At 67.3% G+C, this 25,450-nt stretch carries 23 protein-coding genes; 14 read left to right on the plus strand and 9 right to left on the minus strand.

Annotated features, from left to right (window positions below; all coding sequences use genetic code 11):
• Positions 1-165: 165 nt before the first annotated feature.
• Positions 166-5,052, plus strand: coding sequence for a DNA translocase FtsK (locus tag FFI87_RS12040; RefSeq protein ID WP_138847381.1), 4,887 nt, complete (start codon positions 166-168; stop codon positions 5,050-5,052).
• Between the two features lie 100 nt (positions 5,053-5,152).
• Here FFI87_RS12040 and FFI87_RS12045 read toward each other — a convergent pair whose 3' ends face one another.
• Complete coding sequence (locus FFI87_RS12045; RefSeq protein ID WP_006754755.1) at positions 5,153-6,400, minus strand: lactonase family protein; 1,248 nt, start codon at positions 6,398-6,400, stop codon at positions 5,153-5,155.
• 166 nt (positions 6,401-6,566) lie between these two features.
• On the opposite strand from FFI87_RS12045, the gene FFI87_RS12055 reads away from it, so the two are divergent.
• Positions 6,567-8,396, plus strand: coding sequence for a glycoside hydrolase family 15 protein (locus FFI87_RS12055; RefSeq protein WP_012364369.1), 1,830 nt, complete (start codon positions 6,567-6,569; stop codon positions 8,394-8,396).
• Positions 8,397-8,607: 211 nt separating this feature from the next.
• Positions 8,608-10,089, plus strand: a complete 1,482-nt coding sequence (locus tag FFI87_RS12060; RefSeq protein WP_012364370.1) for a polyhydroxyalkanoate depolymerase — start codon at positions 8,608-8,610, stop codon at positions 10,087-10,089.
• 103 nt (positions 10,090-10,192) lie between these two features.
• Here the strand turns inward: FFI87_RS12060 and FFI87_RS12065 are convergent, their stop codons facing one another.
• Positions 10,193-10,825 (minus strand): TetR family transcriptional regulator, encoded by a 633-nt coding sequence (locus FFI87_RS12065; protein ID WP_011657546.1) that lies wholly within the window; start codon positions 10,823-10,825, stop codon positions 10,193-10,195.
• 155 nt (positions 10,826-10,980) lie between these two features.
• Between FFI87_RS12065 and rsxB the strand changes: the two genes are divergently transcribed.
• Together rsxB and nth are read left to right on the plus strand one after the other, a co-directional pair.
• A complete protein-coding gene (gene rsxB, locus FFI87_RS12070; RefSeq protein WP_186381725.1) occupies positions 10,981-12,006 on the plus strand; it encodes an electron transport complex subunit RsxB in 1,026 nt (341 codons plus the stop codon).
• Positions 12,003-12,647: an endonuclease III gene (gene nth / locus FFI87_RS12075; RefSeq protein WP_138847380.1), complete on the plus strand. Its 645-nt coding sequence runs from the start codon at positions 12,003-12,005 to the stop codon at positions 12,645-12,647. Before rsxB ends, nth begins: the two co-directional genes overlap by 4 nt.
• 78 nt (positions 12,648-12,725) lie before the next feature.
• On the opposite strand, the gene FFI87_RS12080 is transcribed toward nth, so the two are convergent.
• Positions 12,726-13,655, minus strand: a complete 930-nt coding sequence (locus tag FFI87_RS12080) for a DMT family transporter (protein ID WP_012364374.1) — start codon at positions 13,653-13,655, stop codon at positions 12,726-12,728.
• A 259-nt stretch (positions 13,656-13,914) separates the two neighbouring features.
• Here FFI87_RS12080 and FFI87_RS12085 point away from each other — a divergent pair, with 259 nt between their 5' ends.
• Positions 13,915-14,382, plus strand: a complete 468-nt coding sequence (locus FFI87_RS12085) for a DUF1841 family protein (protein WP_390886344.1) — start codon at positions 13,915-13,917, stop codon at positions 14,380-14,382.
• 72 nt (positions 14,383-14,454) lie between these two features.
• Here the strand turns inward: FFI87_RS12085 and FFI87_RS12090 are convergent, their stop codons facing one another.
• A complete protein-coding gene (locus tag FFI87_RS12090; protein ID WP_126228269.1) occupies positions 14,455-14,814 on the minus strand; it encodes a c-type cytochrome in 360 nt (119 codons plus the stop codon).
• A 40-nt stretch (positions 14,815-14,854) separates the two neighbouring features.
• A complete protein-coding gene (locus FFI87_RS12095) occupies positions 14,855-15,214 on the minus strand; it encodes a c-type cytochrome (RefSeq protein WP_006754446.1) in 360 nt (119 codons plus the stop codon).
• A gap of 244 nt (positions 15,215-15,458) precedes the next feature.
• On the opposite strand from FFI87_RS12095, the gene FFI87_RS12100 reads away from it, so the two are divergent.
• From FFI87_RS12100 to FFI87_RS12120, 5 genes are all read left to right on the plus strand, one after another.
• On the plus strand, positions 15,459-16,301 hold the full coding sequence (locus FFI87_RS12100) for an AAA family ATPase (RefSeq protein WP_012364377.1): 843 nt from the start codon (positions 15,459-15,461) through the stop codon (positions 16,299-16,301).
• 21 nt (positions 16,302-16,322) lie between these two features.
• A complete protein-coding gene (locus FFI87_RS12105) occupies positions 16,323-17,498 on the plus strand; it encodes a vWA domain-containing protein (RefSeq protein WP_138847379.1) in 1,176 nt (391 codons plus the stop codon).
• A gap of 56 nt (positions 17,499-17,554) precedes the next feature.
• Entirely contained in the window at positions 17,555-18,766 is a 1,212-nt protein-coding gene (locus tag FFI87_RS12110; RefSeq protein WP_006761213.1) for a benzoate/H(+) symporter BenE family transporter, read from the plus strand.
• A 167-nt stretch (positions 18,767-18,933) separates the two neighbouring features.
• Positions 18,934-19,887 carry a transaldolase gene (gene tal, locus FFI87_RS12115; protein ID WP_012364379.1) on the plus strand — a complete coding sequence of 318 codons (954 nt, stop codon included), beginning with the start codon at positions 18,934-18,936 and terminating at the stop codon, positions 19,885-19,887.
• Between the two features lie 245 nt (positions 19,888-20,132).
• On the plus strand, positions 20,133-20,588 hold the full coding sequence (locus FFI87_RS12120) for a VOC family protein (RefSeq protein WP_138847378.1): 456 nt from the start codon (positions 20,133-20,135) through the stop codon (positions 20,586-20,588).
• Between the two features lie 83 nt (positions 20,589-20,671).
• On the opposite strand, the gene mctP is transcribed toward FFI87_RS12120, so the two are convergent.
• The 3 genes from mctP to FFI87_RS12135 all read right to left on the minus strand — a co-directional run bounded on the left by mctP (position 20,672) and on the right by FFI87_RS12135 (position 23,577).
• Entirely contained in the window at positions 20,672-22,222 is a 1,551-nt protein-coding gene (gene mctP / locus FFI87_RS12125; protein ID WP_012364381.1) for a monocarboxylate uptake permease MctP, read from the minus strand.
• Complete coding sequence (locus FFI87_RS12130; protein WP_006754439.1) at positions 22,219-22,461, minus strand: DUF3311 domain-containing protein; 243 nt, start codon at positions 22,459-22,461, stop codon at positions 22,219-22,221. The genes mctP and FFI87_RS12130 overlap by 4 nt, the downstream gene beginning before the upstream one ends.
• A gap of 198 nt (positions 22,462-22,659) precedes the next feature.
• Complete coding sequence (locus FFI87_RS12135; RefSeq protein ID WP_138847377.1) at positions 22,660-23,577, minus strand: spermidine synthase; 918 nt, start codon at positions 23,575-23,577, stop codon at positions 22,660-22,662.
• Positions 23,578-23,722: 145 nt separating this feature from the next.
• Here FFI87_RS12135 and FFI87_RS12140 point away from each other — a divergent pair, with 145 nt between their 5' ends.
• The 3 genes from FFI87_RS12140 to FFI87_RS12150 all read left to right on the plus strand — a co-directional run bounded on the left by FFI87_RS12140 (position 23,723) and on the right by FFI87_RS12150 (position 24,964).
• Positions 23,723-23,977, plus strand: coding sequence for a hypothetical protein (locus FFI87_RS12140; protein WP_138847376.1), 255 nt, complete (start codon positions 23,723-23,725; stop codon positions 23,975-23,977).
• A 304-nt stretch (positions 23,978-24,281) separates the two neighbouring features.
• Positions 24,282-24,644 carry a type II toxin-antitoxin system RelE/ParE family toxin gene (locus FFI87_RS12145; RefSeq protein ID WP_175739552.1) on the plus strand — a complete coding sequence of 121 codons (363 nt, stop codon included), beginning with the start codon at positions 24,282-24,284 and terminating at the stop codon, positions 24,642-24,644.
• Positions 24,641-24,964, plus strand: a complete 324-nt coding sequence (locus tag FFI87_RS12150; RefSeq protein ID WP_138847374.1) for a helix-turn-helix domain-containing protein — start codon at positions 24,641-24,643, stop codon at positions 24,962-24,964. The genes FFI87_RS12145 and FFI87_RS12150 overlap by 4 nt, the downstream gene beginning before the upstream one ends.
• 55 nt (positions 24,965-25,019) lie before the next feature.
• Here FFI87_RS12150 and FFI87_RS12155 read toward each other — a convergent pair whose 3' ends face one another.
• Positions 25,020-25,445, minus strand: a complete 426-nt coding sequence (locus tag FFI87_RS12155) for a DNA-deoxyinosine glycosylase (RefSeq protein ID WP_261378228.1) — start codon at positions 25,443-25,445, stop codon at positions 25,020-25,022.
• Positions 25,446-25,450 lie beyond the last annotated feature (5 nt).

Here is a 25,450-nt window from a genome sequence, read left to right on the forward strand (position 1 = left end):
GAAGGCCGGCCGGCCGCCTTCGCCACGCGCGGAACCCGGACGCATACGTCCCGCGGCGTGGAAGCGCACCGCTGCCTTCATGCTGCATTAGAGTCCTGTTCGTCGGCCGGTTAAACTCGGCGGGTCGCGCACCGCGCTCCCGCCCTCTTCCTGTTTCATCAAAGCATGCACACGGTTGTCTTCGGCTGGTTCGGCATCTCCGCCGTCTGGTTCCTCCTTCTCTTCTGGCGTCTCGTTCAGGCGATGCTGCCCGGTGGCGGCGGCCTCGCCGGCCGCGGCTCGATTCGTCTGTGGCTGGGCTTCGCGGCCGTGTTCGTCGCGAGCTGCGCACTGACGAGCCCGTTGTCGGGCCCCGACACGAATGCGCTCGGCCACGCGTTCTCGAACGGCTTCGCGCACGTGCTCGGCCCGATCGGCACGCCGGTCGCGATGGTCGTGCTGTTCTTCGCGGGCCTGCCGTGGCTGACCGGCATCGGCTGGCGGCAGTTCGCCGCGTGGGTCGACACGTCGTTCGGCGTCAAGCTCGCGCGCGACGTCGACGACGACGATGTGCGCGGCGTCGCCGATCTGCCGCGCAGCGCGCTGCACCGTGACGACGACCTCGTGCAGCCGACGACCGCCCATACCGTCAACTCGATGGCGCCACGGCAGAACGGCCGGTATTCGCGCCCGACGGTGTGGAAACCCGATCCGCAGGCGCGGCCGACGCCGCGCAGCAAGCCAGCGCCGCGTCCGCTCGCGGAGCCGGTCGCGCCGTCGGGCTGGCTGAAGCCGACGCCGGCCAGCCGGATGCCGGCACCGCCCGCACTGGGCGCGGCGAGCGCAATGCCGCCCCCGACGACCGGCAGCACCGCCAGCCTCGCGCGCGCCGCCGCGAACGCACAAGTCCCGCGCCCCAGTCCGGCCCCGCTGCCGGCCGGGTTCGAGCCCGTTCGGCCGCAACCGACCGCCGCGCGACCGGCCACGGCCGCGCTGAAGCAGCCGGCCGCACCGCGCACCGCGGTCACGCCGCGTCCGGTCGGCGCGCCGCCGCGCACGCCGGCGCGACCGGTGACGGGCGCCGGCGCCGGTGCCGGCGGCCAGTCGCAGGATGCTGCGCGCCGCCGCCCCACACCACCGGCGCCGGCACGCGCGCCGCTCTATGCTTGGGTGCAACAGCCCGCGGAGCCGATCACGCCCGCGCCGAGCGTTCACGACACGCTGCGCTCCATCGAAGCCAGCACCGCGCAGTGGGCGGCGCTGGATGGCGTGCGCCCGACCGATGCGTCGCCGGCGACGGCCGCCGGAGCGACCGTGGCGACCGTGGCGACCGTGGCCGGCACGGTTGCTGCCGCGGGCAGCGTGGCCGCGGTGGCATCCTCGGCATCGGCTGCATCGATGACATCGACCGCATTGACCGGATCGATAGCATCGATGACATCGACGGCCGTACCGGCTGGCGTCGTTCAAGATGTGCGTCAGTTCGCACCTCACGACGCAGGCCGTCCGGATGCGCACGAAGCTGCGTCGGCATACGACGACAACGCACCGATCGTGCTGGATGCGTTCATGCCGGCCGAGCCGACCGTGCGCGCGCCTGCTGTTGATGCGGTTGATGCTATTGATACCGGCACCTCGACGTTCAGTGACGCCGCGCGACATGCCATGTCGGATTCCGCCGTCGACGCCGATGCGCCGACGCGTCATGCGGACGGCGAGCATCGGCATGATGTCGATGCCCCTGCCGCGCCGGCATTCGTTGCGCCGGTCGACTTTGCGCCGTGGGAAGACATCGTCAGCTCACCGGTTTCCGGACTCGGCGAATCACACCAGAGCCCGGTTGCCACGCCGCTGTCGGCCACGCGTGAGCCGTTGGCGGCACATGCGGCTGTCGAAGCGCCTGCGGCCGCCGTTACACCGACGGCAAACGATACGCGTTGCACCGTCGATGCGAAGGACACGGCCATGGCCGCCGGGATCGTCGGCCACTTCCGGCCGCAATCCGCGCCTGCTGCCGATACCGGCGTATCGGTCGAGGCGAAACAACACGCACACGCAAACCTGAACGACGTGAAGCCCGTCCAGCAGGTCGCGCCCAGCGCTCCCCTCCCCGCTTCGTCGATCGCGGCAACGCCGATGCGCACGCCCGCCGACGCAATGCCCGTCGCGGCAGCGACGACGGCGCCCTTTGCCGCGTCGAATGCCGCGCTGGCCGACACCGTTACGGGAACGGTCTGGAAGGCTCCGGAAAAGCCCACTGGCGAAACCGCGCCCTTGCCCGCAGACACGCAACGCGCAACACCTGCGTCTGCTGCGCCGACCTTTGCAAGCATTGAACCTGCTTCCGTCGATTCCGCTGCGCCCGCGTCGTGGTCGAAACCGCTGTCCGCTGAACCCTTCGCTGCCGCGCCGACAGCCCCGGTAGCCGGCACGCCGTCGCACATCGGCACCACGTCCGGTTCCGCAGTGCCGGCACCGGCGAACACGTCGAACAGCACGCCGCTCGCCGCCACGCCTTCGTTTGCCGGCATGACGAACACGGCCTCCGGTTCGCTGTCGCAACCGGGCGCGTCGGTCGCGGCGTCCGTCCCGACGTCCGCAGCGGGCGCTTCCAGCCCGACCACGGCGCCGTCTTCCGTATCCGCACCGTTCGCAGCGGCCGCGCCCTCTGCAACCTCTGCAACCTCTGCAACCTCTGCAACCTCTGCAACCTCTGCAACCTCTGCAATCTCTGCGACGCCCGCGACGGGCGCCTCGGGCATGCTCGCCGCGCCACCTGCCGCGACAGCGCCGACCGTGACGGCCTCCCCTGCACCTGCATCGACCGGCGCGTCCTTCAACGCAGCCGCCTCGCAACCGACGCCAAGCACGCCGGTGTCGCCTGCCGCCGCGTCGGGTAGCACATTTACCGCAACGTCGAGCGCGTCGGCCACGCCTTCGGCAGCACCGTCGAGCCGCATGCCCGACGCTTCGGCGATCGGTCAACCGTCCGTGTCGACTGCCACAGCGCAGACGGCAACCGGCAGCACCGCGCCCGTCGCTGCTGCTGACGTTGCCGCCTTCCCGGCATCGTCTTCCGGCACGCTCGCTCCGACGCCCCCGATCGCGGCCGCTTCGCCCACCGCCTTCGGCGGCACGCCTGCCTCGCCAAGCGGCGCGTTTGTCTCCGTCGCCGCAACCCCGACCGCGACGGCACCGGCCACGCCCCCGACTTCCGCGAGCCCGTCGGCGTCGACATTGCCGATCGCCTCCGTTCGGGGCGCGTCCTCCATCGACGCATCGACACCGACGCCACCGATCGCGCCCACCCCGGCGCCGCAGGCGCAGCCGTTCGCCGCCCCGCCGGCTCCTGCTGCTGCGCCGTCGAGCTGGGCGATGCCCGGCGCCGGCGCGACGCCCACGTCGACCGGCACCGCGATTCCGGCCGGCACAATCGCGCCGCTCCCGCCCGCAACGCTTCCCGCGGCCACCCTGCCGACTGCAGCCGAACCCGCCGCACTCGCAGAACCGAGCGCCCCGGCCCCGGACGCGCCCGCCGCACCCGAACGCCCGCCGCGTCCGAACGCATTCGAATTCCACGCGCCCGCGTCGTTCAACGTCGAACTGCCGACGCTCGATCTTCTCGAGCCCGCTTCCTTCGACGTCGAACCGATCACCGAGGAACATCTCGCGCAGACGGCCCAGGTGATCGAACAGCGCCTGCAGGAGTTCAAGGTGCCGGTGACGGTGGTCGGCGCATCGGCGGGCCCGGTGATCACCCGCTTCGAGATCGAACCCGCGCTCGGCGTGCGCGGCAGCCAGATCGTCGGCCTGATGAAGGACCTGTCGCGTGGCCTCGGCCTCACGTCGATCCGCGTCGTCGAGACGATTCCCGGCAAGACCTGCATGGGCCTCGAACTGCCGAACGCGAAACGCCAGATGATCCGCCTGTCGGAAATCCTCGAATCGCGCCAGTACCAGCACTCGACGTCGCAGCTGACGATCGCGATGGGCAAGGACATCACCGGCCACCCGGTCGTCACCGATCTCGCGAAGGCGCCGCACATGCTGGTCGCCGGCACGACGGGCTCCGGCAAGTCGGTCGCGATCAACGCGATGATCCTGTCGCTGCTGTACAAGGCGACGCCCGAGGACGTGCGGCTGATCATGATCGACCCGAAGATGCTCGAGCTGTCGGTCTACGAAGGCATCCCGCACCTGCTCGCGCCGGTCGTCACGGACATGAAGCTCGCGGCGAACGCGCTGAACTGGTGCGTCGGCGAAATGGAGAAGCGCTACCGGCTGATGTCGGCTGTCGGCGTGCGCAACCTCGCCGGCTTCAACCAGAAGATCCGCGACGCGGAAGCGAAGGAAAAGAAGATCGGCAACCCGTTCTCGCTGACGCCCGAAGATCCCGAGCCGCTGTCGAAGCTGCCGCTGATCGTCGTCGTGATCGACGAGCTGGCCGACCTGATGATGGTCGCCGGCAAGAAGATCGAGGAGCTGATCGCCCGTCTCGCGCAAAAGGCGCGCGCGGCCGGCATCCACCTGATCCTCGCGACGCAGCGCCCGTCCGTCGACGTGATCACCGGCCTCATCAAGGCCAACATTCCGACGCGCGTCGCGTTCCAGGTGTCGTCGAAGATCGACTCGCGCACGATCCTCGACCAGATGGGCGCCGAATCGCTGCTCGGCCAGGGCGACATGCTGTTCCTGCCGCCGGGCACCGGCTACCCACAGCGCGTGCACGGCGCGTTCGTCGCCGACGAGGAAGTGCACCGGATCGTCGAATATCTGAAGCAGTTCGGCGAGCCGCAGTACGAGGAAGGGATTCTCGACGGCCCGGCTGCCGACGGTGCGACGCAGGACTTGTTCGGCGACGCGCCGGATGCGGAAGCCGATCCGCTGTACGACGAAGCGGTCGCGTTCGTCGTGCGCACGCGGCGCGCGTCGATCTCGTCGGTGCAGCGCCAGCTGCGCATCGGCTACAACCGTGCCGCGCGCCTCGTCGAGCAGATGGAAGCGGCCGGACTCGTGTCGGCGATGGGCATCAACGGCAGCCGCGAGGTGCTCGTGCCGGCCGCTGCCGACTGAGCATGGCGGCCGCATGGCCGCCGTCGATCGATCCGGGCGCCCCGCGCAAGCGGCCGCCCGAAACGGAAAGGGCGCTGCCTCGGCAGCGCCGTTCGTGCATTTACTGCGCCACCGGCACCAGCTTGAAGTCGACCGGGCTGCCGAGCGCCACCTTCTGCGGATTCGCGCCGAGTTGCCCCGTTTCGACATCGCGGCTGAACACGTAGAACGTGTCGCTGTCCTGGTTGCCGACGATCAGCCACTTGCCGGTCGGATCGATCAGGAATTCACGCGGCGTCTTGCCGAGGCTCGACTGGCGGCCGACGGTCTTCAGTCGTCCATCCGTCCGGTTCACCGCATAGATCACGATCTCGTTCACGTCGCCGCGGTTGGTCACATACAGGAAGCGGCCGTCCGGAGACAGATGGATCGCGCCGCCGCCGACCTTGCCCTTGAAGCCCGGCACCGTCATCGGCAGCGTCTGGACCGGCGTCAGCTTGCCGTCGTGGTAGCCGAACACCTCGACCGATGCATTGAGTTCGCTCGTCACGTACGCGAACCGCCCATCGGCGCCGAACACCATGTGACGCGGGCCGGAGCCGGCCTTCACGGGCGTGTAGCGCGTGTCGGTCGGGCTGATCAGCCCGCGGCTGCCGTCCACCGTGTAGCGGTAGCCATAGAGCTTGTCCGCGCCGAGATCCTGCACGAACAGGTAGCGACCATCGGGCGAGAACACCGTCGAGTGCACGTGCGCGCCGTCCTGGCGGCCCTTCACGGGCCCCGTGCCTTCGTGGTGCACCGTCAGCACGGCCGAGCCGACCGAGCCGCCGTCGCGGGTCGGGAACACCGCGAAGCTGCCGCCGGGATCTGCCGCGACCGAGTAGTTGGCCGTGACGAGGTACTTGCCGTCCGGCGACAGCGCGAGATAGCACGGGTCGTTCCCTTCCGACGACACGCGGTCGATGAATGTGAGCGCACCCGTTTTCGGATCGAAGCCGAACGCGCTGATGCCGCCGCGCTGCGTGGCCGGTCCGTTGTCGCCGGGCAGTTCGTTGACCGCGTAGACGGTGCGACCGTCGCGGCTTGGCAACAGATAGGACGGATTTACCGTCTTCGCCGACGACACGGGCGCGACGCTGCCCGTTTTCGTATCGAAGCGGTACACATAGATGCCGTCGCTGCCGTGCCCCGTATAGGTGCCGACGAGCAGGTGGAAGGCGCCGTCGGCCGGTGCCGGCGATTGTTGTGCAAAGCTGGAGGTCGCGGACAAGGAAAGCACGAGCGCGAAACCTTTCATCCAGTGAGCGAGCCTAAGCGGGAACCCTCGTGTCGAAGCGCGTGCGTCATGCTCGCGTAAACGGTTGGGCATTGAATCCTCCTTGCATCGAGTCGCTTCAAGTGTTGAGATAGGACGAAACGCCGGCCGTTCATGCGCTCCGCCGCCCGGCCGAGTATACGGGGCGCGACGCCGACACGTGAAGCCCGGGCGCCGCAGCCTGCATTGTGAACTCGAATAACCCAAGGACCGCTTGCCCATGCCCGCCTTGATCGAAGACTACGCCCTCGTCGGCGACGGACACACCGCCGCGCTGATTTCGAAAGACGGCTCCGTCGACTGGCTGTGCTGGCCCCGCTTCGATTCGGGCGCCTGCTTCGCGGCGCTGGTCGGCACCCCCGAGCACGGCCGCTGGCTGCTCGCGCCCGCCGCCGATGCCGCGATCACGCACACGTCACGCCGCTACCGCGGCGACACGCTGATTCTCGAAACCGACTACGAAAGCGCCGACGGCGCCGTCACCGTGATCGACTTCATGCCGCCCGGCAACGGCTGGTCGGAACTCGTGCGGATCGTCGTCGGCCGGCACGGCACGATGAAGATGCGCATGGAGCTGGTGTTGCGCTTCGACTACGGTTTCTCGATCCCGTGGGTCACGCAGCTGTCACGCGAGAACGGGATGAAAGCAATCGCCGGACCCGATACGGTCGTGCTGCGCACGCCGGTCGAGCTCACCGGCAAGAACCTGCACACGCTCGCCGAATTCACGGTGAGCGCCGACGAGCGCATCCCGTTCTCGCTCGGCTACGCGGCGTCCCACCTGCGTCTGCCGCCCGCGCGCGACCCGCTGTCGATGCTCGCGCGCACCGAGAACTACTGGCTCGAATGGTCGGGGCGCTGCCAGGTGCAGGGCCGCTACGCGGCCGCCGTGCGCCGCTCGCTGATCACGCTGAAGGCACTCGCGTACGAACCGACCGGCGGCATCGTCGCGGCGCCCACCACGTCGCTGCCCGAGAAGATCGGCGGCAACCGCAACTGGGACTATCGCTACTGCTGGCTGCGCGACGCGACGATCACGCTGCTCGCGCTGATGCGCGGCGGCTACTACGACGAGGCGCGCGCGTGGCGCACGTGGCTCGGCCGCGTGATGGCCGGCTCGCCCGAGCAGATCCAGATCATGTACGGGATCGCCGGCGAGCGCCGGCTGCCGGAAATGGAGCTCGACTGGCTGCCCGGCTATCAGGATTCGAAACCGGTGCGCATCGGCAACGGCGCCGCGAACCAGCTGCAGCTCGACGTGTTCGGCGAGGTGATGGCCGCGCTGCACCTCGCGCGCGTGGGCGGCCTGCAGGCCGACGACACGGTCTGGTCCGTGCAATGCGCGCTGCTCGACCATCTCGAGAAGATCTGGGAGGAGCCGGATGAAGGCATCTGGGAAACGCGCGGCGGACGCCGCCATTTCACGTTCTCGAAGGTGATGGCGTGGGTCGCGTTCGACCGCGCGATCAAGTCGGCGGAGATGTTCCGGCTGCCCGGCTCGCTCGATCGCTGGCGCGCGCTGCGCGACCGGATCCACGCTGATGTATGCGACAACGCATGGCATGAAGGCAAACAGTCGTTTGCACAAAGCTACGGCAGCGACGAGCTCGACGCGAGCGTGCTGCTGATGCCGCTGCTCGGCTTCTTGCCGCCGGAAGACCCGCGCATCGTCGGCACCGTCGACGCGATCGAGCGGGAATTGCTGCACGACGGGCTCGTGATGCGCTACCGCACGACCGAATACGACGACGGCCTGCCGCCCGGCGAAGGCACGTTTCTCGCGTGCAGCTTCTGGCTGGTCGACAATTACGCGCTGCTCGGCCGGATCGACGACGCACACCGGCTGTTCAGCCGGCTGCTCGCGCTGTCCAACGACCTCGGGCTGCTTGCCGAGGAATACGATCCGGTCGAAGGCCGGCTCGTCGGCAATTTCCCGCAAGCGTTTTCGCACGTCGCGTTGGTGCATACCGCGATGAACCTCATGCACCACGAAGAGGCAATGGCGCGCGCGGCAGGCCAGCCCGCCCCGGCCGTCGCGACAGGGCGCTGACCGGCGGCGGCGCGGCTTCTTCAGAGATCGTTAATTCGCAAAAATTTGATGAAAAATCGGGGAAATGTTGCATTGCAACATTCATCGTTGTCCGATATGATCAACTCGATTGTCCGGCTGCACTGCAATATGGCCGGTCGCTGACCCACACGGCACGCCGCGACGCACCACACCGCCCCTGCGCACCGTCCCCCAAGCGGGAGTAGTCTGCATGCTTTACCAACTGCACGAATTCCAGCGGGCCATGTTGAGCCCGCTCACGGCCTGGGCCCAGGCCGCCTCCAAGTCGTTCGCCAATCCGTCCAGCCCGTTCTCGCTGATGCCCGGCGCGACGCGGATGGCGGCCGCTTACGAGCTGATGTACCGGCTCGGCAAGGATTACGAAAAGCCCGAGTTCAACCTGCACCAGATCGTCAAGGACGGCCACAACATCCCGATCGTCGAGCAGACGATCATCGAGAAGCCGTTCTGCCGGCTGCTGCGCTTCAAGCGCTATTCGGACGACGCCGACGCCGTCACGCAACTGAAGGACGAGCCGGTCGTGCTGGTCTGCGCGCCGCTGTCGGGCCACCATTCGACGCTGCTGCGCGATACCGTGCGCACGCTGCTGCAGGATCACAAGGTGTACATCACCGACTGGATCGACGCGCGGATGGTGCCGGTCGAGGTCGGCCCGTTCCACCTGCACGACTACGTCGCGTACATCCAGGAATTCATCCGTCACATCGGCGCGCGCAACCTGCACGTGATCTCCGTGTGCCAGCCGACGGTGCCGGTGCTCGCGGCGATCTCGCTGATGGCGAGCCGCGGCGAGGACACCCCGCTCACGATGACGATGATGGGCGGCCCGATCGACGCGCGCCGCAGCCCGACGTCGGTGAACTCGCTCGCGACGCAGCACTCGACCTCGTGGTTCGAAAACAACGTGATCCACACGGTGCCCGCGAATTATCCGGGCGAAGGCCGCCACGTGTATCCGGGCTTCCTGCAGCACACGGGCTTCGTCGCGATGAACCCGGAACGCCACGCGCAATCGCACTGGGACTTCTACCAGAGCCTGCTGCGCGGCGACGAGGAAGACGCCGAAGCGCATCGCCAGTTCTACGACGAATACAACGCGGTGCTCGACATGGCCGCCGAGTACTACCTCGAGACGATCCGCGTCGTGTTCCAGGAATTCCGGCTCGCGGAGGGCACGTGGGATGTCGAAGGCGAGCGCGTGCGCCCGCAGGACATCAAGCACACCGCGCTGATGACGATCGAGGGTGAGCTCGACGATATCTCGGGCAGCGGCCAGACGCACGTCGCGCACGAGCTGTGCACGGGCATCCCGCAGGACGATCGCCGCAGCCTGACCGCGGAGAAGTGCGGTCACTACGGGATCTTCTCGGGCCGCCGCTGGCGCACGATCATCTACCCGCAACTGCGCGACTTCATCCGCGAGCATGCGCCGGAACCGAAGAACGGCATGGCGAAGACGCCCACCGATGCACCGGTCACGACGACGCTCGCCGCCGTGCCGTCCAGCAAGCAGCCCGAAACGACGCGCGCCACCGTCGCGAAACGCGTGCGCGCGAAGGCACCGGCCGCGACGGTTGCTCCCGCCCGGACGGCAGCCGCGAAGGCCGCGCCCGCCGCGAAAAGCGCGGGCAGCACGCGGGCGAAATCCCTTCGCGCGCGCAAGGCCGCCTGACACGCCGCATTCCGACGCAAAAACGCCGCCGTGGCTTGTATGCACGGCGGCGTTTTCTTATGCAGCGGGCGACTGCGACTGGGCCGCGCATCCGCGCATCGGCTCAGCGTCGCAGCAGATACGCGAGCAGCACCTCGGTGTTCATCCTGACCATCTCCGCACGTTCGTCGGCGTCGCTGAAGTCGCGTCCGAGCGTCGCGGCGAGCGTGAAGCGGTTCGACACGATGTAGTAGCCGAGCCCCGACAACGTCACGTAGAAGTGCAGCGGATCGACGTCGCCGCGGAACAGCCCGGCCTTCTGGCCGCGCATCAGCACGTTGCCGAGCTTCGCGACGATCGGCGACATCATCTCGCGGATCCGCGTCGACTTGTGCAGGTAGCGCGCTTCGTGCAGGTTCTCGTTGTTGATGAGCCGCAGCAGCTCAGGATGATCGCGGTAGTAATCCCAGATGAAATGCGCGAGCCGCGTGACGGCTTCGACGGGCGCGACGCCATCGAGATCCAGCACGCGCTCCGCCTCGGTCAGCGCGGAGAACGCGTGCTCGAGCACGGCCGTAAACAGCTGCTCCTTGCTGCCGAAGTAGTAATAGAGCATGCGCTCGTTGGTTTCGGCCCGGCGTGCGATCTGATCGACGCGTGCGCCGAACAGCCCTCCACTCGCGAACTCTTCGGCTGCCGCCATCAGGATGCGACGGCGCGTACCTTCAGGATCTCTTTTGATTTTTGGCTGATTCATGTGGCGTTTTGCTATGTGAGCCGCGTGATCCGGACCGGCACCCCCACCGCCTCGGCGCCGGCCGCCCTGGAACGGGCGCACCACGTGCGGCCGCCCTCCTGCTGAGCCCCTGCAAAAAAGCGGTTCGATTATGCGCACAGACGGCGTCCAGCGCAATGCGGGAAATCGGCGATAATCAAGGTTTGGCAAACCTTTCCGGCCGCGCCACACGCGGCCGAGAGCCATTCGGCGCCACAGCGCCCGTTGTCACCGTGACTGATTCCAAGACCCTCGCGGATCGCATCGAAGATCTGCTTCCCCAGACGCAATGCACGAAGTGCGGCTATAACGGCTGCCGTCCGTACGCCGACGCGATCGCCGCCGGCGACGCGAACTACAACCAGTGCCCGCCCGGCGGCGCCGAAGGCATCGCGCGCCTCGCGAGACTGCTCGGCAAGCCCGTGATCCCGCTGAACCCCGTCAATGGCACCGAGCATCCGCGCGCGGTCGCGTTCATCGACGAAAGCCTGTGCATCGGCTGCACGCTGTGCATGCAGGCATGCCCGGTCGACGCGATCGTCGGCGCGCCGAAACAGATGCACACGATCGTCGAATCGCTGTGCACGGGCTGCGACCTCTGCGTGCCGCCCTGCCCGGTCGACTGCATCGCGATGGTTCCCGTGACCGGCGAGCGCACCGGCTGGGACGCGTGGTCGCAGCAACAGGCGGACGCCGCGCGCGAGCGCCACGACCGCCGGCTCGCGCGCCAGCGCCGCGAACGCGAGGCCGCCGAAGCGCGCGCCGCCGCCCGCCGCGCGGCCAGCGCCGGTGCGGCCAAGGCGGCGCCGGCCGCGGCCGAACCCGACCAACAACCTGATGCACCGGGCGCAGCCCCGGCCGACGACGCCGACGCGAAGAAACGCGCGATCATCGCCGCCGCGCTCGAACGCGCGCGCAAGAAGAAGGAAGAGCTGTCCGAGCAAGGCACCGGGCCCAGGAACACCGAAGGCGTGAGCGCGGCCGTGCAAGCGCAGATCGACGCGGCCGAAGCCCGCCGCAAGCGGCTCGCCGAGCAGCAGGCGCAGCGCGACGCGCAAGCCGCGGCAGCCGGCGACGAAAAAGACTACGAAAGCGACAACGACGATCCAGACAACAACGACGACCGGACCAGCCCGTCCGCGCCGCCCAAGAACCGTCCATGAACGCCACCAAACGACGCGCGATCTACGAAACGCTGCAAAGCCTCAATCCGCATCCGACCACCGAGCTCGAATACACGACGCCGTTCGAGTTGCTGATCGCGGTGATGCTGTCCGCGCAGGCGACCGACGTGTCGGTCAACAAGGCGATGCGCAAGATGTTTCCGCTCGCGAACACCCCGCGACAAATCGTCGCGCTCGGTGAAGAAGGCGTCGCCGACTACATCAAGACGATCGGCCTGTACCGCACCAAGGCGAAGAACGTGGTCGCCGCGTGCAAGATCCTGCTCGAGCGCTACGACGGCGAGGTGCCGGCCGATCGCGAAGCGCTCGAGAGCCTGCCGGGCGTCGGCCGCAAGACCGCGAACGTCGTCCTGAACACCGCGTTCGGCCAGCCGACGATCGCGGTCGACACGCATATCTTCCGCGTCGCGAACCGCACGGGGCTTGCGCCCGGCAAGGACGTGCGGGCCGTCGAGGCCGCGCTCGAGAAGTTCACGCCGAAGGAATTCCTGCAGGATGCGCATCACTGGCTGATCCTGCACGGGCGCTACGTGTGCAAGGCCCGCAAGCCCGAATGCTGGCACTGCGCGATCGAGCCGCTGTGCGAATTCCGGCCGAAGACGCCGCCGCCGAACGACTGAGCGCGAGCCGCGGCCGACGGCCCGCGCGCATTGCAACCGGCCGGCCCGTTGCAGCGCCGACGGCCTTCCCCTTTCCTGCTATGCGTTGGACGTCGCCGTCGCGTCGTCGGCCGCCGCGCCTCCCGCGCGCACGAGCGCCAGCACGGCCGCGAGGATCGCGACGCCGCCGGCCCACTGCAGCGGCGACAGCGCCTCGCCGAACAGCAGCGCCGCGAGCGCGACCGTCACCACCGGTTCGAGCGTCGACAGCATCGACGTACGCGCGGCGCCCAGCCGCTCGAGCCCGGCGAAGAACGCGAGCATCGCGGCGACCGTCGACACCAGCGCGATCGCGAGCATCGACGCCCAGCCGGCGGTGGTCGCCGGCCAGCGCGGCGGCGCGCCGAACGCCGCGGTCCGCACGATCGCGATCGCGACGAGCGTCGCGGTCGCCGACAGGCAGATGATCGCGGTGGTCGCGAGCGGATCGACGCCGCGCGTCGCCTTCGTGCCGCCGACGATGTACAGCGAATAGATCACCGCGGACGCCAGCGCGAGCGCGATACCGAGCGGCTCGCCGTGGCCGCCGCCGACCATCAGCGCGGAGCCCGCGACACAGAGCACGAGCGCGACCGCCTTCGCGCGCGTCAGGCGCTCGCCGAGCCACCACGCGGCGAGCAGCGTGACGAAGGCCGGATACAGGTACAGCAGCAAGGCGACGAGGCTCGCCTGCGCATGTTGGAGCGCGCTGAAATAGCAGAACGACTGTCCGACGTAGCCGAGCGCGCCCATCGCCACGAGCGGTACGAGCGTGCGGCCGCGCGGCCATGCGACGCGGCGGTGCCGGGCGATCGCGGCGAGGATCGCGCCGCCGATCGCGAAGCGCACGATCAGCAGCCCGAGCACGTCGACGCCGGCCGCATACGCATAGCGGCCGAAGATCGCCATCGCGCCGAATGCGGCGGCGGACAGCGCGACATAGAGCGCGCCCTGCAGCGCGGGGGACGATGAGCGGGCGGTGGCGGACATGTTGAGCGGGTTGAGCGGGGCAAGCGCGACGACGGGAATCGTCGGAGTGTAGCGGCGCGGCGCCCGGCAGCCTAGCCCGCGCTTACCCGTTGCGCCGCGCGGCGGCCCGCGCAGGCTGGCTCCCGCCTATGCCCGCCTATGCCCGCCTACGCCCGCCCACGCCACCCACGGACCGCCACGGTCGCGCCCCGCCCCCCAGCCCCCCCGCCCATCGCCGTCAGCACCGTGCGCCGACCCGGCGTACAATGCGCGACGCGGCATGACCCCGCCCGAATCACGACGTTTCCCCACCATGTTCAATCCGAGTCGCGACGAAGTCCGTCGCTTTTTCACCGAGACCTGGCGCAAGCAGCGCGCCGGCGAGATCCTGACGCCGCTGGAAGCGATGGCAGCCGACTGGATCGTCGAGCACCCCGAATACCACGCCGACCTCGCGGACGCCGACGGCGCCACCGCGCGCGACTATACGCCCGAGGAAGGCCGCACGAACCCGTTCCTGCACCTGTCGATGCACCTCGCGATCAGCGAGCAGCTGTCGATCGACCAGCCGCCCGGCATCCGCGCCGCGCACGACAAGCTGGCCGCGAAGCTCGACTCGACGCACGAAGCGCAGCACGTGATCATGGAATGTCTCGGCGAGACGATCTGGGAAGCGCAGCGCACCGGCACGCCGCCCGATACGGACGCGTACCTGCAGCGCATCCTGCGCCGCGCGTCGCGCGACTGAGCGCCGCGAACAAAAAAATACCCCGCCATGGCGGGGTATTTCGGCTGCACGGACCGGCAAGGCCCGGCGCGCTTACTTCTTGAAGACCAGATCGGTCTCTTTCAGCGACTCGATGTAGGCCGCGATGTCCTTCATGTCGCTGACCGACAGGTTCTGGACCTGCGCCTGCATGATCGCGTTGTTGCGACCGAGCAGCGGGTTCGTCAGCCCCATCTGGTACTGCCGCATCGACCACACGAGGTAATCGGCGTGCTGGCCCGCGAGGCGCGGATACTCGGCGTTGATCGGCTTGTTCAGTTGCGCGCCGTGGCAGGCCGCGCAGTTGTGCGACTCGACCAGTTCCTTGCCCTTCGCGATGTCCGCCGCGTGCGCGGTACCGATCGCGAGGCCGGCCACCAGTGCAACCGCCGCCGTCTTGAATGCGTTGTTCATGAATGCTCCTGTCCCGCCGGTCAGATCGGCGGCGCGCGCTTTACTTGTAGGGATTGTCCTTCGTGTCGGCCTTCTGGGCGGCGTAGTAGGCCGCCAGATCCGCGATGTCCTGGTCCGTCAGCGAACCGGCGATCGCGTTCATCGACGGGAAGTGACGATCCTTCTTGCGGTAAGCCTTCAGCGCGTTCTCGAGGTATTGCTGGTTCTGGCCGCCAAGGACGGGCACCCGGTAGACCTCCGGGTACGCCGCGCGGTAATCCTGGATGCCGTGGCAACCGATGCACATGGCGGCCTTGCCCGCCCCGTCCTTCGGGTTGCCGACCACACCGGCCGCCTGCGCGCTGCCCGCGAGCGCCACGAGCGCCGCGACAACGACGTGTTTGCCGACGAATTTGTTCATAGCTCTTGTAACCTAGCTTGAGGGGAAACTGGCGCCGAAGCGGCAACGGCCCGCGCCGTTTTGCTTATCGGATCGCCACGCAGGCCAAAAAAAACGGCCAGATTGTACCGCGTCGGCGGGGAACGCGTCCACCAGGCGCCCCGGCCCGCCCCGCCGCAGCTCCGCAACGATACGCGCCGCCGGCCCGACTGGACAGCCCTTCTGACTTATACTGGGTTTTTTTGCGATTAAGAAGAGCGCCACCATGCGTTTCGAAGGATCCTCGCACTACGTCGCCACCGACGACCTGAAACTCGCGGTCAACGCCGCGCTGACGCTGCAACGCCCGCTGCTGATCAAGGGCGAGCCCGGCACCGGCAAGACGATGCTCGCCGAGGAAGTGGCGGCCGCGCTCGACATGCCGCTGTTGCAGTGGCACATCAAGTCGACGACGAAGGCGCAGCAGGGCCTGTACGAATACGACGCGGTATCGCGGCTGCGCGACTCGCAGCTCGGCGACGAGCGCGTGAAGGACATCTCGAACTACATCGTGAAGGGCGTGCTGTGGCAGGCGTTCGACGCCGAGCGCCCGAGCGTGCTGCTGATCGACGAGATCGACAAGGCCGACATCGAATTCCCGAACGACCTGCTGCGCGAGCTCGACCGGATGGAATTCCACGTGTACGAGACGCGCGAGACCGTGCGCGCGAAGCACCGCCCGCTCGTGATCATCACGTCCAACAACGAGAAGGAGCTGCCCGACGCGTTCCTGCGCCGCTGCTTCTTCCACTACATCCAGTTCCCCGACGCGTCGACGATGCAGAAGATCGTCGCGGTCCACTTCCCGAACATCCGCGAGGAGCTGCTGCGCGCGGCGCTCGAGAGCTTCTTCGAATTGCGCACCGTCTCGGGGCTGAAGAAGAAGCCGTCGACGTCCGAGCTGCTCGACTGGCTGAAGCTGCTGCTCGCCGAGAACATCCCGGCCGACGCGCTGCGCGGCGTCGACGCGAAGCAGATCGTGCCGCCGCTCGCGGGCGCGCTGCTGAAGAACGAGCAGGATCTGAGCCTGCTCGAGCGGCTCGTCTACATGAACCGGCACAACCGGTAACCCACCCGCGAAGGCCCGGCCATGCTGCTCAATTTCTTCTACGCGCTGCGCGCAGCCAAGCTGCCCGTCTCGGTGAAGGAATACCTGACGCTGCTCGAATCGCTGAAGGCCGGGCTGATCTCGCCGTCGATCGACACGTTCTACTTCCTCGCGCGCATGACGCTCGTCAAGGACGAGCAGTACTTCGACAAGTTCGACCAGGCGTTCGGCGCGTATTTCCATGGTGTATCCGCGTTGCCGTCCGACGCGTTCGACCTGCCGCTCGACTGGCTCGAGAAGCGCCTCGAACGCGAGCTGTCGCCGGAGGAAAAGGCGCAGATCGACGCAATGGGCGGGCTCGACAAGCTGATGGAGCGCCTGAAGGAGCTGCTCGACGAGCAGAAGGAACGCCACGAAGGCGGCAACAAGTGGATCGGCACGGGCGGCACGTCGCCGTTCGGGCACGGCGGCTACAACCCCGAGGGCATGCGCATCGGCGGCCCGTCGAACGGCAACCGCACGGCGGTCAAGGTGTGGGAGGCGCGCGCGTACCGCGACTACGACGATTCGGTCGAGATCGGCACGCGCAACATCAAGGTCGCGCTGCGGCGCCTGCGCCGCTTCGCACGCGAAGGCGCGGCCGAGGAGCTCGACCTGCCCGGCACGATCCGCAGCACGGCCGCGAATGCCGGCTGGCTCGACCTGCGGATGGTGCCCGAGCGCCACAACAACGTGAAGGTGCTGATGCTGCTCGACGTCGGCGGCTCGATGGACGACCACATCAAGCGCACCGAGGAGCTGTTCTCCGCCGCGAAGGCCGAGTTCAAGCACCTGGAGTTCTACTACTTCCACAACTGCGTGTACGACCACCTGTGGAAGAACAACCGCCGCCGTCATTCGGAGCGCACCGCGACGTGGGACGTGCTGCACAAGTTCACGCCCGACTACAAGCTGATCTTCGTCGGCGACGCGACGATGAGCCCGTACGAAGTGCTGCAGCCCGGCGGCTCGGTCGAATACAACAACCCGGAAGCCGGCGCCGTCTGGCTGCGCCGCCTCGCCGACCAGTTCCCCCACCATGCATGGCTGAACCCCGAGCCCGAGCGGCTATGGGAATACCGGCAATCGGTCGCGATGATCCGCGACCTGCTCGGCCAGCGCATGTATCCGCTCACGCTCGCGGGCCTCGAAACCGCGATGCGTGCGCTCAGCAAGTAACGAACCCAACCCGCAGACACGAAGGCCGCTCCGAGCGGCCCTCCCCCGGAGATAGCATGAACCCTTCGCCCACCGCGAGCGCAGCGCGCGCCGGCGGCCGCCGCTTTTTCACCGATACGTCCGTCTCCGCGCTCGTCGCCGGCTTCGTCGCGATGATGACGGGCTACACGAGCTCGCTCGTGCTGATGTTCCAGGCCGGTCGCGCCGCGCACCTGAGCGATGCGCAGATCTCGTCGTGGATCTGGGCGCTGTCGATCGGCATGGCGCTGACGACGATCGGGCTGTCGCTGCGCTTTCGCGCGCCCGTCGTGGTCGCATGGTCGACACCCGGCGCCGCGCTGCTGATCGCGTCGCTGCCCGGCGTGCCGTATCCCGAGGCGATCGGCGCGTTCGTCGTGTGCGCGCTGCTGCTGACCGCGGTCGGCGTGAGCGGGCTGTTCGACACGCTGATGCGGCGCATTCCGGCCGGCATCGCGGCCGCGCTGCTCGCGGGCATCCTGTTCGAGATCGGCATCGAGATCTTCCGCGCCGCGCAGTTCCAGACCGCGCTCGTGCTCGCGATGTTCTTCACGTACCTGATCGTCAAGCGGCTCGCGCCGCGCTACGCGATCGTCACGACGCTGATCGTCGGCACCGCGGTGGCGGGCGGCCTCGGCCTGCTCGACTTCAGCCGCTTCCACATCGCGCTCGCGCAGCCCGTGTTCACGATGCCCGCGTTCTCGCTCGCGTCGATCGTCAGCATCGGCATTCCGCTGTTCGTCGTCGCGATGGCGTCGCAGAACGTGCCGGGCATCGCGGTGCTGCGTGCGGACGGCTACTCGACACCATCGTCGCCGCTGATCGCGACTACCGGCCTCGCATCGCTGCTGCTCGCGCCGTTCGGCTCGCACGGCGTGAACCTCGCGGCGATCACCGCGGCGATCTGCACCGGCCCCGAAGCGCACGAGGAGCACGCGAAGCGCTACACGGCCGCCGTGTGGTGCGGCACGTTCTACCTGATCGCCGGGATCTTCGGCGCGACGATCGCCGCGCTCTTCGCGGCGCTGCCGAAGGCGCTCGTCGTGTCGGTCGCCGCGCTCGCGCTGTTCGGGTCGATCATGAGCGGGCTCGCGAACGCGATGCAGGACGTGAAGCAGCGCGAAGCCGCGCTCGTCACGTTCATGGTCACCGCGTCGGGACTCACGCTGCTGTCGATCGGCTCGGCGTTCTGGGGGCTCGTCGCGGGGATCGTCACGCAGGTGATCCTGAACGCGCGGCGTCCCGCGTAGCGCCGCACGGCGGGGCCCGCCCTGCAAACGGCACGCCAAAACGTGCGCGACACGAATCGGGCCTAAAATGATGAATCGGAGGCGGCGCCCGGCGCCGCTTCGCTTCGCCGCCGCGCTCGCGCGGCCCGTGAGAACCCCGGCGCCCCGCGCCCTCCTCCCGAATCGCCATGACTACCGCACTCGACCAGCTGAAGCAGTACACGACCGTCGTCGCCGACACGGGCGATTTCCAGCAGCTTGCGCAATACAAGCCGCAGGACGCGACCACGAACCCGTCGCTGATCCTGAAGGCCGTCCAGAAGGACGCGTACAAACCGATCCTCGAGAAAACCGTCCGCGATCACCGCGACGAACCCGCCGATTTCATCATCGACCGCCTGCTGATCGCATTCGGCACCGAGATCCTGAAGCTGATCCCGGGTCGCGTGTCGACCGAGGTCGACGCGCGCCTGTCGTTCGACACGCAGCGCTCGATCGACAAGGGTCGCGAACTCATCAAGCTGTACGAAGACGCCGGCATCGGCCGCGAGCGCATCCTGATCAAGCTCGCGTCGACGTGGGAAGGCATCCGCGCGGCCGAAGTGCTGCAGAAGGAAGGGATCAAGTGCAACATGACCCTGCTTTTCTCGCTCGTGCAGGCCGCCGCGAGCGCGGAAGCCGGCGCGCAGCTGATCTCGCCGTTCGTCGGCCGTATCTACGACTGGTACAAGAAGCAGGCCGGCGCCGACTGGGACGAGGCGAAGAACGGCGGCGCGAACGATCCGGGCGTGCAGTCGGTGCGCCGCATCTACACGTACTACAAGACGTTCGGCTACAACACCGAAGTGATGGGCGCGAGCTTCCGCACGACGAGCCAGATCACCGAGCTCGCGGGCTGCGACCTGCTGACGATCAGCCCCGACTTGCTGCAGAAGCTGCAGGACAGCAACGACACGGTCGAGCGCAAGCTGTCGCCGGACGCGCTGCACGACAAGCCGACGGAGCGCGTCGCGATCGACGAGGCCTCGTTCCGCTTCCAGCTGAACGACGAAGCAATGGCGACGGAAAAGCTGTCCGAAGGCATCCGCGTGTTCGCCGCCGACGCGGTGAAGCTCGAAAAGCTGATCGACTCGCTGCGCTGATCCGCACCGCGCATAACTGCTGTCAGTTGAACTGTCAGCAACGCTGACAACAGCCGTCAGCAAGCGCCGCGAACGGCCGCGAACCTCGTATTCGCGGCCGTTTTATTTTTCATTCCATCGTCAAGCGCGCGCACTACAATCCACGTCACGAGTGCGCCGGCCGCATCCCGACGCGCTCTTCCCGGTCAATCGCCGAAGTACCCGGGCCGGCCCCGACATGCCAGCCCGGTCAACAGGAGACAACGATGCAAGTCCAACCGTACCTGACGTTCTACGGCCGCGCGGAAGAAGCCCTTCAGTTCTACGAAAAGGCGCTCGGCGCGAAGACGATGTTCAAGATGCATTTCAAGGATGCGCCGCCGAATCCCGATTACCCGATGACGCCGGAAATGGCCGACAAGGTGATGCATGCGAGCTTCACGATCGGCGACTCGATGATCATGTGCTCGGATGGCGACTGCAGCCAGCCGGGCGGCGGCACGCACGCCGGCTATTCGCTGTCGCTGAACCCGGCGACGGTCGAGGAAGGCCAGAAGCTGTTCAATGCGCTCGCCGACGGTGGCGAAGTGACGATGCCGTTCGGCAAGACGTTCTGGGCGCTCGGCTTCGGGATGGCGAAGGATCGTTTCGGCGTGCACTGGATGGTCAACGTCGAGGATCTGTCGCAGCGCGAGGATCTCGCGAAACGCGCGCACGGCTGACGCCAGCGAAAACGCCCGCCACTTCGCAGTGACGGGCGTCGTTGTTGCGGCGCGATGCGCGGCCCGCGGCCGCGCCACCCGTATCAGCTCTCGACCACGTCGAGATAATCCTCCGGCCGCGTGCGGTCCTCCGCATGCGCCATGCCCATCACGCGCACCAGCACGCTCACCGCCACCGACACCACCAGGTTCACGATCAGCGACCACACGGCCGCGTAGCCGGGAATCGCGAGACCGAACAGATGGATCGTGAAGATCGATCCGGCCAGCTTCAGCGAGATCGCCATCCACGTGCCGCACACGATGCCTGCCGCCCAGCCGGCCAGCAGGCCGCGATGGTCGAGCATGCGCGTGTACAGGCCGAGCACGATCGCCGGCAGCGTCTGGATGATCCAGATCCCGCCGAGCAGCTGCAGCTGGATCGCATACGTCAGCGGCAAGCCGAGGATGAACGCGACCGCACCGACCTTCACGATCAGCGACACGAGCTTCGCGACGTGCGTCTCCTGCGCGTGCGTCATGTTGCGGTTCACGAACTCGCGGTGGATGTTGCGCGTGTACAGGTTCGAGGCCGCGATCGACATGATCGCCGCCGGCACCAGCGCGCCGATGCCGATCGCCGCGAACGCGACGCCGACGAACCACGACGGGAAATACTCGAGGAACAGCGCGGGCACCGCGAAGTTCGGGCCGAACGCCTTGAAGTACGGCGCGTACTGCGGCATGTCCTTCACGCCCGCCGCGAGCGCCATGTAGCCGAGCAGCGCGAGCAGGCCGAGCACGAACGAGTACGCGGGCAGCATCGCCATGTTGCGGCGGATCGAGTTGCCCGACGACGACGACAGGATCGCCGTGACCGAGTGCGGATACAGGAACAGCGCGAGCGCGGAACCGATCGCGAGCGTCGCGTACGCGCTGTAGCCGTTCAGGCTCGTCGCGTCAGGGGCCTTCAGCAGCAGCTTGGCCGGCGGCACCGACGCGAAGATGTGTCCGAAGCCGCCGAGCTTCGCGGGGATCACGATGACCGCTGCCGCGATCGTGATGTAGATCAGGACGTCCTTCACGATCGCGATCATCGCGGGCGCGCGCAACCCCGACGTGTACGTGTACGCGGCGAGGATCGCGAACGCGATGATCAGCGGCAGGTCGCCGACGAAGCCGGTCGTGTCGAAACCGAGCGCGCCGATCACGACTTCGATGCCGACGAGCTGCAGCGCGATGTACGGCATCGTCGCGAGGATGCCCGTCACCGCGATCGCGAGCGCGAGCATCCGGCTGCCGTAGCGTGCGTTCACGAAGTCGGCGGCCGTCACGTAGCCGTGGCGCTTCGCGATGCTCCACAGCTTCGGGAAGACGACGAACGCGAACGGATAGATCAGGATCGTGTAGGGCAGCGCGAAGAAGCCCATCGCACCGGCGCCGAACACCAGCGCGGGCACCGCGACGAACGTATAGGCCGTGTAGAGGTCGCCGCCGAGCAGGAACCACGTGACGATCGTGCCGAAGCGGCGGCCGCCCAGGCCCCATTCGTCGAGATGGGCGAGATCGCCGCGCCGCCAGTTCGCGGCCAGGAAACCGATGATCGTGACGCCGATGAACAGCAGCACGAAGACGAAGGTTGCGCCGAGGTTCATTGCGCACCTCCCTGCGGGCCGCTCGCCTTCCACGCGTTCTTGGTCTTGAAATAGACGAACGCGGTAATCACCGCGCTAATGAAGACCCACAGCAGCTGGTACCAGTAGAAAAACGGAAAGCCGAACCATTGCGGCTCGATCTTGCTGTACGACGGTACCCAGACCATCGCGATCAGCGGCAGCACCAGCAGCCAGAGCCAGCGCTTGGCGGCCCGATTGGCGTCGGCATCGTGAGCCATGACGTCTCCTCTTGTTTCCCGGTTATCGATCTTGTTGAGCGGGTACGGCGCCGGGAGGAGCGGCGAAACGGGTAGGCTGCGGCTCCCCTGGCTTCGCGCCAGTATAGGAGCCGCGAGCACGCGGTCAAGCAGGGGCGAACCCGAGGTGATCCGCCCCCAGTCGTGCGGTTGCACCGACATGCGGCCGGTGCACGAGCGTCAGATCGCGAACGAGGATTCGCGTGCGCCGGTCGTTTCTTTCAAAGCTTTCAGCCACTTGCGCGCGGGCAGCTTCAGCGTGTCCTCGATCAGCTTCGCGCGCGCTTCCAGCTGCGCGAACGACACGTCGAGCACGGGGCCCGAGAACGCGATCGCGATGCGGTTGCCGTCGTGCACTTCCGGCAGCGCGATCACGCGATGGTCGAACGCCGCGTTCAGGTGCTTCATGTTGCGCACGAAGCTCGGATGGTCGCCGAACAGGTTGATCGTCGCGATGCCCGCATCGGCGAGGCAGCCGCGCACCGCGCGGTAGAACGCGACGCTATCGAGCACCGGGCCGCGCGCGGTCGCGTCGTACAGGTCGATCTGCAGCGCGCCCGTCGTGCCGCGGTTGGCCGGATCGTTGACGAAGTCCCATGCGTCGGCTTCGTGCACGACGAGGCGTTCGTCGTCGGGCGGCAGCGCGAACATCGTGCGCGCCGCGACGATCACGGCCGGGTTCAGTTCGACGGCCTCGACCTTCGCGTGCGGCAGGAAGCGGTGCGAGAACTTGGTCAGCGCGCCGGTGCCGAGCCCGAGCTGGACGATCCGCTCGGGCGTTTCGAGGAACAGCAGCCATGCCATCATCTGCTGCGCGTATTCGAGCTCGATGTGCAGCGGCTTCGAGATCCGCATCGCGCCCTGCACCCATTCGGTGCCGAAGTGCAGGAAGCGCACGCCGCGCTCTTCCGAGAACGTGACGGGCGCGAAGCGCGGCTTGCGCGGCGCTTCGAGCACGGGCACGTCGTCGTGTTCGTCGATTTCCGGGCGGCGCTTCATGCGCGGCGGCTGGAGCTTCTCGGAGCCGTTGTAGGCGGACGCCTTGCGTTGCTTGAACGCGCGCGCCTCAGCGGACGCGCGCTTGATGAGTCGGGACATGATTGAATCTCGCAGGGTGATGCTGGGTGATGCCGGATGAGCGGACGAGAGGATAGCATTGGTGGGTGGGGGTCGGCCGCAAGGCAAGCGCAGGACGTGCCGAACGGTGACGATCCTTGGACTACCACTCACGACAGGGCGTCATATGACCTCGAACGACAAAAAAATCTGGTTTCCGGCCAAGCGCTACGGATGGGGATGGGGTTTGCCGGTCGCGTGGCAAGGTTGGGTCGTGTTGCTGCTGTTCGCGATCGGGATCGGCGTCACTGCATGGCTTCTGCCGCCGAAACGGTCGCCGCTTGCGTACGGCACCTGCATCGTTGTGTTGGTCGCGCTGCTGACTGCCGTTTGCTGGATCAAGGGCGAGAAGCCCCGGTGGAGATGGGGGAAGGACGAGTGATTACGAGGCGCGATACGTATCCGGAATAACCACCCTCGCTCCACCATCGATACGCAGCGACCGCGCTCTATCGAACGGCTGAATTGTCCCAAGCCTCCACGCAACGCAAGAATGTGAAGCAACGGTCGCGGGCCGGCATATCGCGCATGCGCGCTCGCCGTCGACACAACCAACCCAAGCGCTGAACCGACCTTGCCTGTCGTGTTCACCACCCGACTGCCCCGCTCCTGACGCCGCACACGAACGGCTGCATCGTTTCCCGCGCGCACCTTGAAAATATACCCAAATAGGGATAAATTCATCAATGGACCCGTACACCAAACCGCTCTACTGGCTCGGCTCAGCGCGCAAGGACCTGAAAGCCATGCCCGAAGCCGTGCAGGACACGTTCGGCTATGCACTGTATCTGGCCCAGACGGGACGCAAGCACGATCAGGCCAAGCCATTGAGAGGATTCGGATCGGCCGGCGTGCTCGAGATCGTGGAATCGGAAGACAACGGCACGTACCGCGCCGTATACACAGTGAAACTCGGCAACAGCGTCTACGTGCTGCACTGCTTTCAGAAGAAATCATCGAGCGGCATCGCGACACCCAAGCCGGACGGCGATCTGGTCCGCGAACGTCTGAAAGCGGCCGAGGCTCACGCAAAAGGAGAAAGGCGATGATCGAAATCGAACAGGGCAGCACGAACGTCTACGCTGACCTGGGCATGCGCGATGCCGACGAAATGCGAGTGAAGGCTCAACTCGCCGCGAAGATCGCGGAGATCATCAAGGCGCGCAAATGGACGCAGCAGCACGCGGCCCGGCTGCTCGGCATGACGCAGCCGAAACTGTCGAACATGCTGCGCGGGCAGTTTCGCGGCGTCAGCGAAACGAAGATGCTCGAATGTCTGGCGAAGCTCGGACGCGACGTGCAAATTGTCGTCGGACCGGATCGTCAGTCGGACGTCGAAGGGCATATCGAAGTCGTATTCGCCGCCTGACGATCACGCCCTGCCAACGCCTTCGCAGCGCTGGCCGTGAGTGCCGCTTGGCCGCTCAGCGAGCAATGTGCCGCCACTGCTCCAGCTTCTGCTCGAACGACAGCATCGCATTCGCCGGGCTCGACGAAGGCAGCACCAGCGTTTCATACCCGGCCTGCCCGATCACGTCGGCAAAGCGCCCCGCCGTCTTCCCGTTGAAACAGACCTTCTTCAGCAACGGCGCATGCTCGCGCAACGACGCAAAGTCGTTCGGCTTCGCATTCCGGATCGCCGAATCGAGACTGCCTTGCCGATGGCATGCATCGAGGACATCCCAGATGCCGATGCCATGCGAAAGCACACGTTCGAGCCGCGCGTCGTACGCAAGCTCGTGCAGCCCGGGCTCGCCGAGCACCGCACCGAGCAACCGCCAGAACTGATTAGTGTTTTGGTCAATTTGACACCTGCGAGGTTCTGCCCGGCCCGTCGCCTCGCTCCACAAATCCT

The organism is Burkholderia sp. KBS0801, from assembly GCF_005937855.2.
GTDB classification, from domain to species: Bacteria; Pseudomonadota; Gammaproteobacteria; order Burkholderiales; family Burkholderiaceae; genus Burkholderia; species Burkholderia ambifaria.

What these genes read in the sequence shown, in the direction of transcription:
- FFI87_RS12040 (WP_138847381.1), top strand. Translation starts at nt 166, where the DNA reads ATGCACACGGTTGTCTTCGGCTGGTTCGGCATCTCCGCCGTCTGGTTC.
- FFI87_RS12045 (WP_006754755.1), bottom strand. Translation starts at nt 6,400, where the DNA reads ATGCCCAACCGTTTACGCGAGCATGACGCACGCGCTTCGACACGAGGG.
- FFI87_RS12055 (WP_012364369.1), top strand. Translation starts at nt 6,567, where the DNA reads ATGCCCGCCTTGATCGAAGACTACGCCCTCGTCGGCGACGGACACACC.
- FFI87_RS12060 (WP_012364370.1), top strand. Translation starts at nt 8,608, where the DNA reads ATGCTTTACCAACTGCACGAATTCCAGCGGGCCATGTTGAGCCCGCTC.
- FFI87_RS12065 (WP_011657546.1), bottom strand. Translation starts at nt 10,825, where the DNA reads ATGAATCAGCCAAAAATCAAAAGAGATCCTGAAGGTACGCGCCGTCGC.
- rsxB (WP_186381725.1), top strand. Translation starts at nt 10,981, where the DNA reads ATGCGGGAAATCGGCGATAATCAAGGTTTGGCAAACCTTTCCGGCCGC.
- nth (WP_138847380.1), top strand. Translation starts at nt 12,003, where the DNA reads ATGAACGCCACCAAACGACGCGCGATCTACGAAACGCTGCAAAGCCTC.
- FFI87_RS12080 (WP_012364374.1), bottom strand. Translation starts at nt 13,655, where the DNA reads ATGTCCGCCACCGCCCGCTCATCGTCCCCCGCGCTGCAGGGCGCGCTC.
- FFI87_RS12085 (WP_390886344.1), top strand. Translation starts at nt 13,915, where the DNA reads ATGACCCCGCCCGAATCACGACGTTTCCCCACCATGTTCAATCCGAGT.
- FFI87_RS12090 (WP_126228269.1), bottom strand. Translation starts at nt 14,814, where the DNA reads ATGAACAACGCATTCAAGACGGCGGCGGTTGCACTGGTGGCCGGCCTC.
- FFI87_RS12095 (WP_006754446.1), bottom strand. Translation starts at nt 15,214, where the DNA reads ATGAACAAATTCGTCGGCAAACACGTCGTTGTCGCGGCGCTCGTGGCG.
- FFI87_RS12100 (WP_012364377.1), top strand. Translation starts at nt 15,459, where the DNA reads ATGCGTTTCGAAGGATCCTCGCACTACGTCGCCACCGACGACCTGAAA.
- FFI87_RS12105 (WP_138847379.1), top strand. Translation starts at nt 16,323, where the DNA reads ATGCTGCTCAATTTCTTCTACGCGCTGCGCGCAGCCAAGCTGCCCGTC.
- FFI87_RS12110 (WP_006761213.1), top strand. Translation starts at nt 17,555, where the DNA reads ATGAACCCTTCGCCCACCGCGAGCGCAGCGCGCGCCGGCGGCCGCCGC.
- tal (WP_012364379.1), top strand. Translation starts at nt 18,934, where the DNA reads ATGACTACCGCACTCGACCAGCTGAAGCAGTACACGACCGTCGTCGCC.
- FFI87_RS12120 (WP_138847378.1), top strand. Translation starts at nt 20,133, where the DNA reads ATGCAAGTCCAACCGTACCTGACGTTCTACGGCCGCGCGGAAGAAGCC.
- mctP (WP_012364381.1), bottom strand. Translation starts at nt 22,222, where the DNA reads ATGAACCTCGGCGCAACCTTCGTCTTCGTGCTGCTGTTCATCGGCGTC.
- FFI87_RS12130 (WP_006754439.1), bottom strand. Translation starts at nt 22,461, where the DNA reads ATGGCTCACGATGCCGACGCCAATCGGGCCGCCAAGCGCTGGCTCTGG.
- FFI87_RS12135 (WP_138847377.1), bottom strand. Translation starts at nt 23,577, where the DNA reads ATGTCCCGACTCATCAAGCGCGCGTCCGCTGAGGCGCGCGCGTTCAAG.
- FFI87_RS12140 (WP_138847376.1), top strand. Translation starts at nt 23,723, where the DNA reads ATGACCTCGAACGACAAAAAAATCTGGTTTCCGGCCAAGCGCTACGGA.
- FFI87_RS12145 (WP_175739552.1), top strand. Translation starts at nt 24,282, where the DNA reads ATGGACCCGTACACCAAACCGCTCTACTGGCTCGGCTCAGCGCGCAAG.
- FFI87_RS12150 (WP_138847374.1), top strand. Translation starts at nt 24,641, where the DNA reads ATGATCGAAATCGAACAGGGCAGCACGAACGTCTACGCTGACCTGGGC.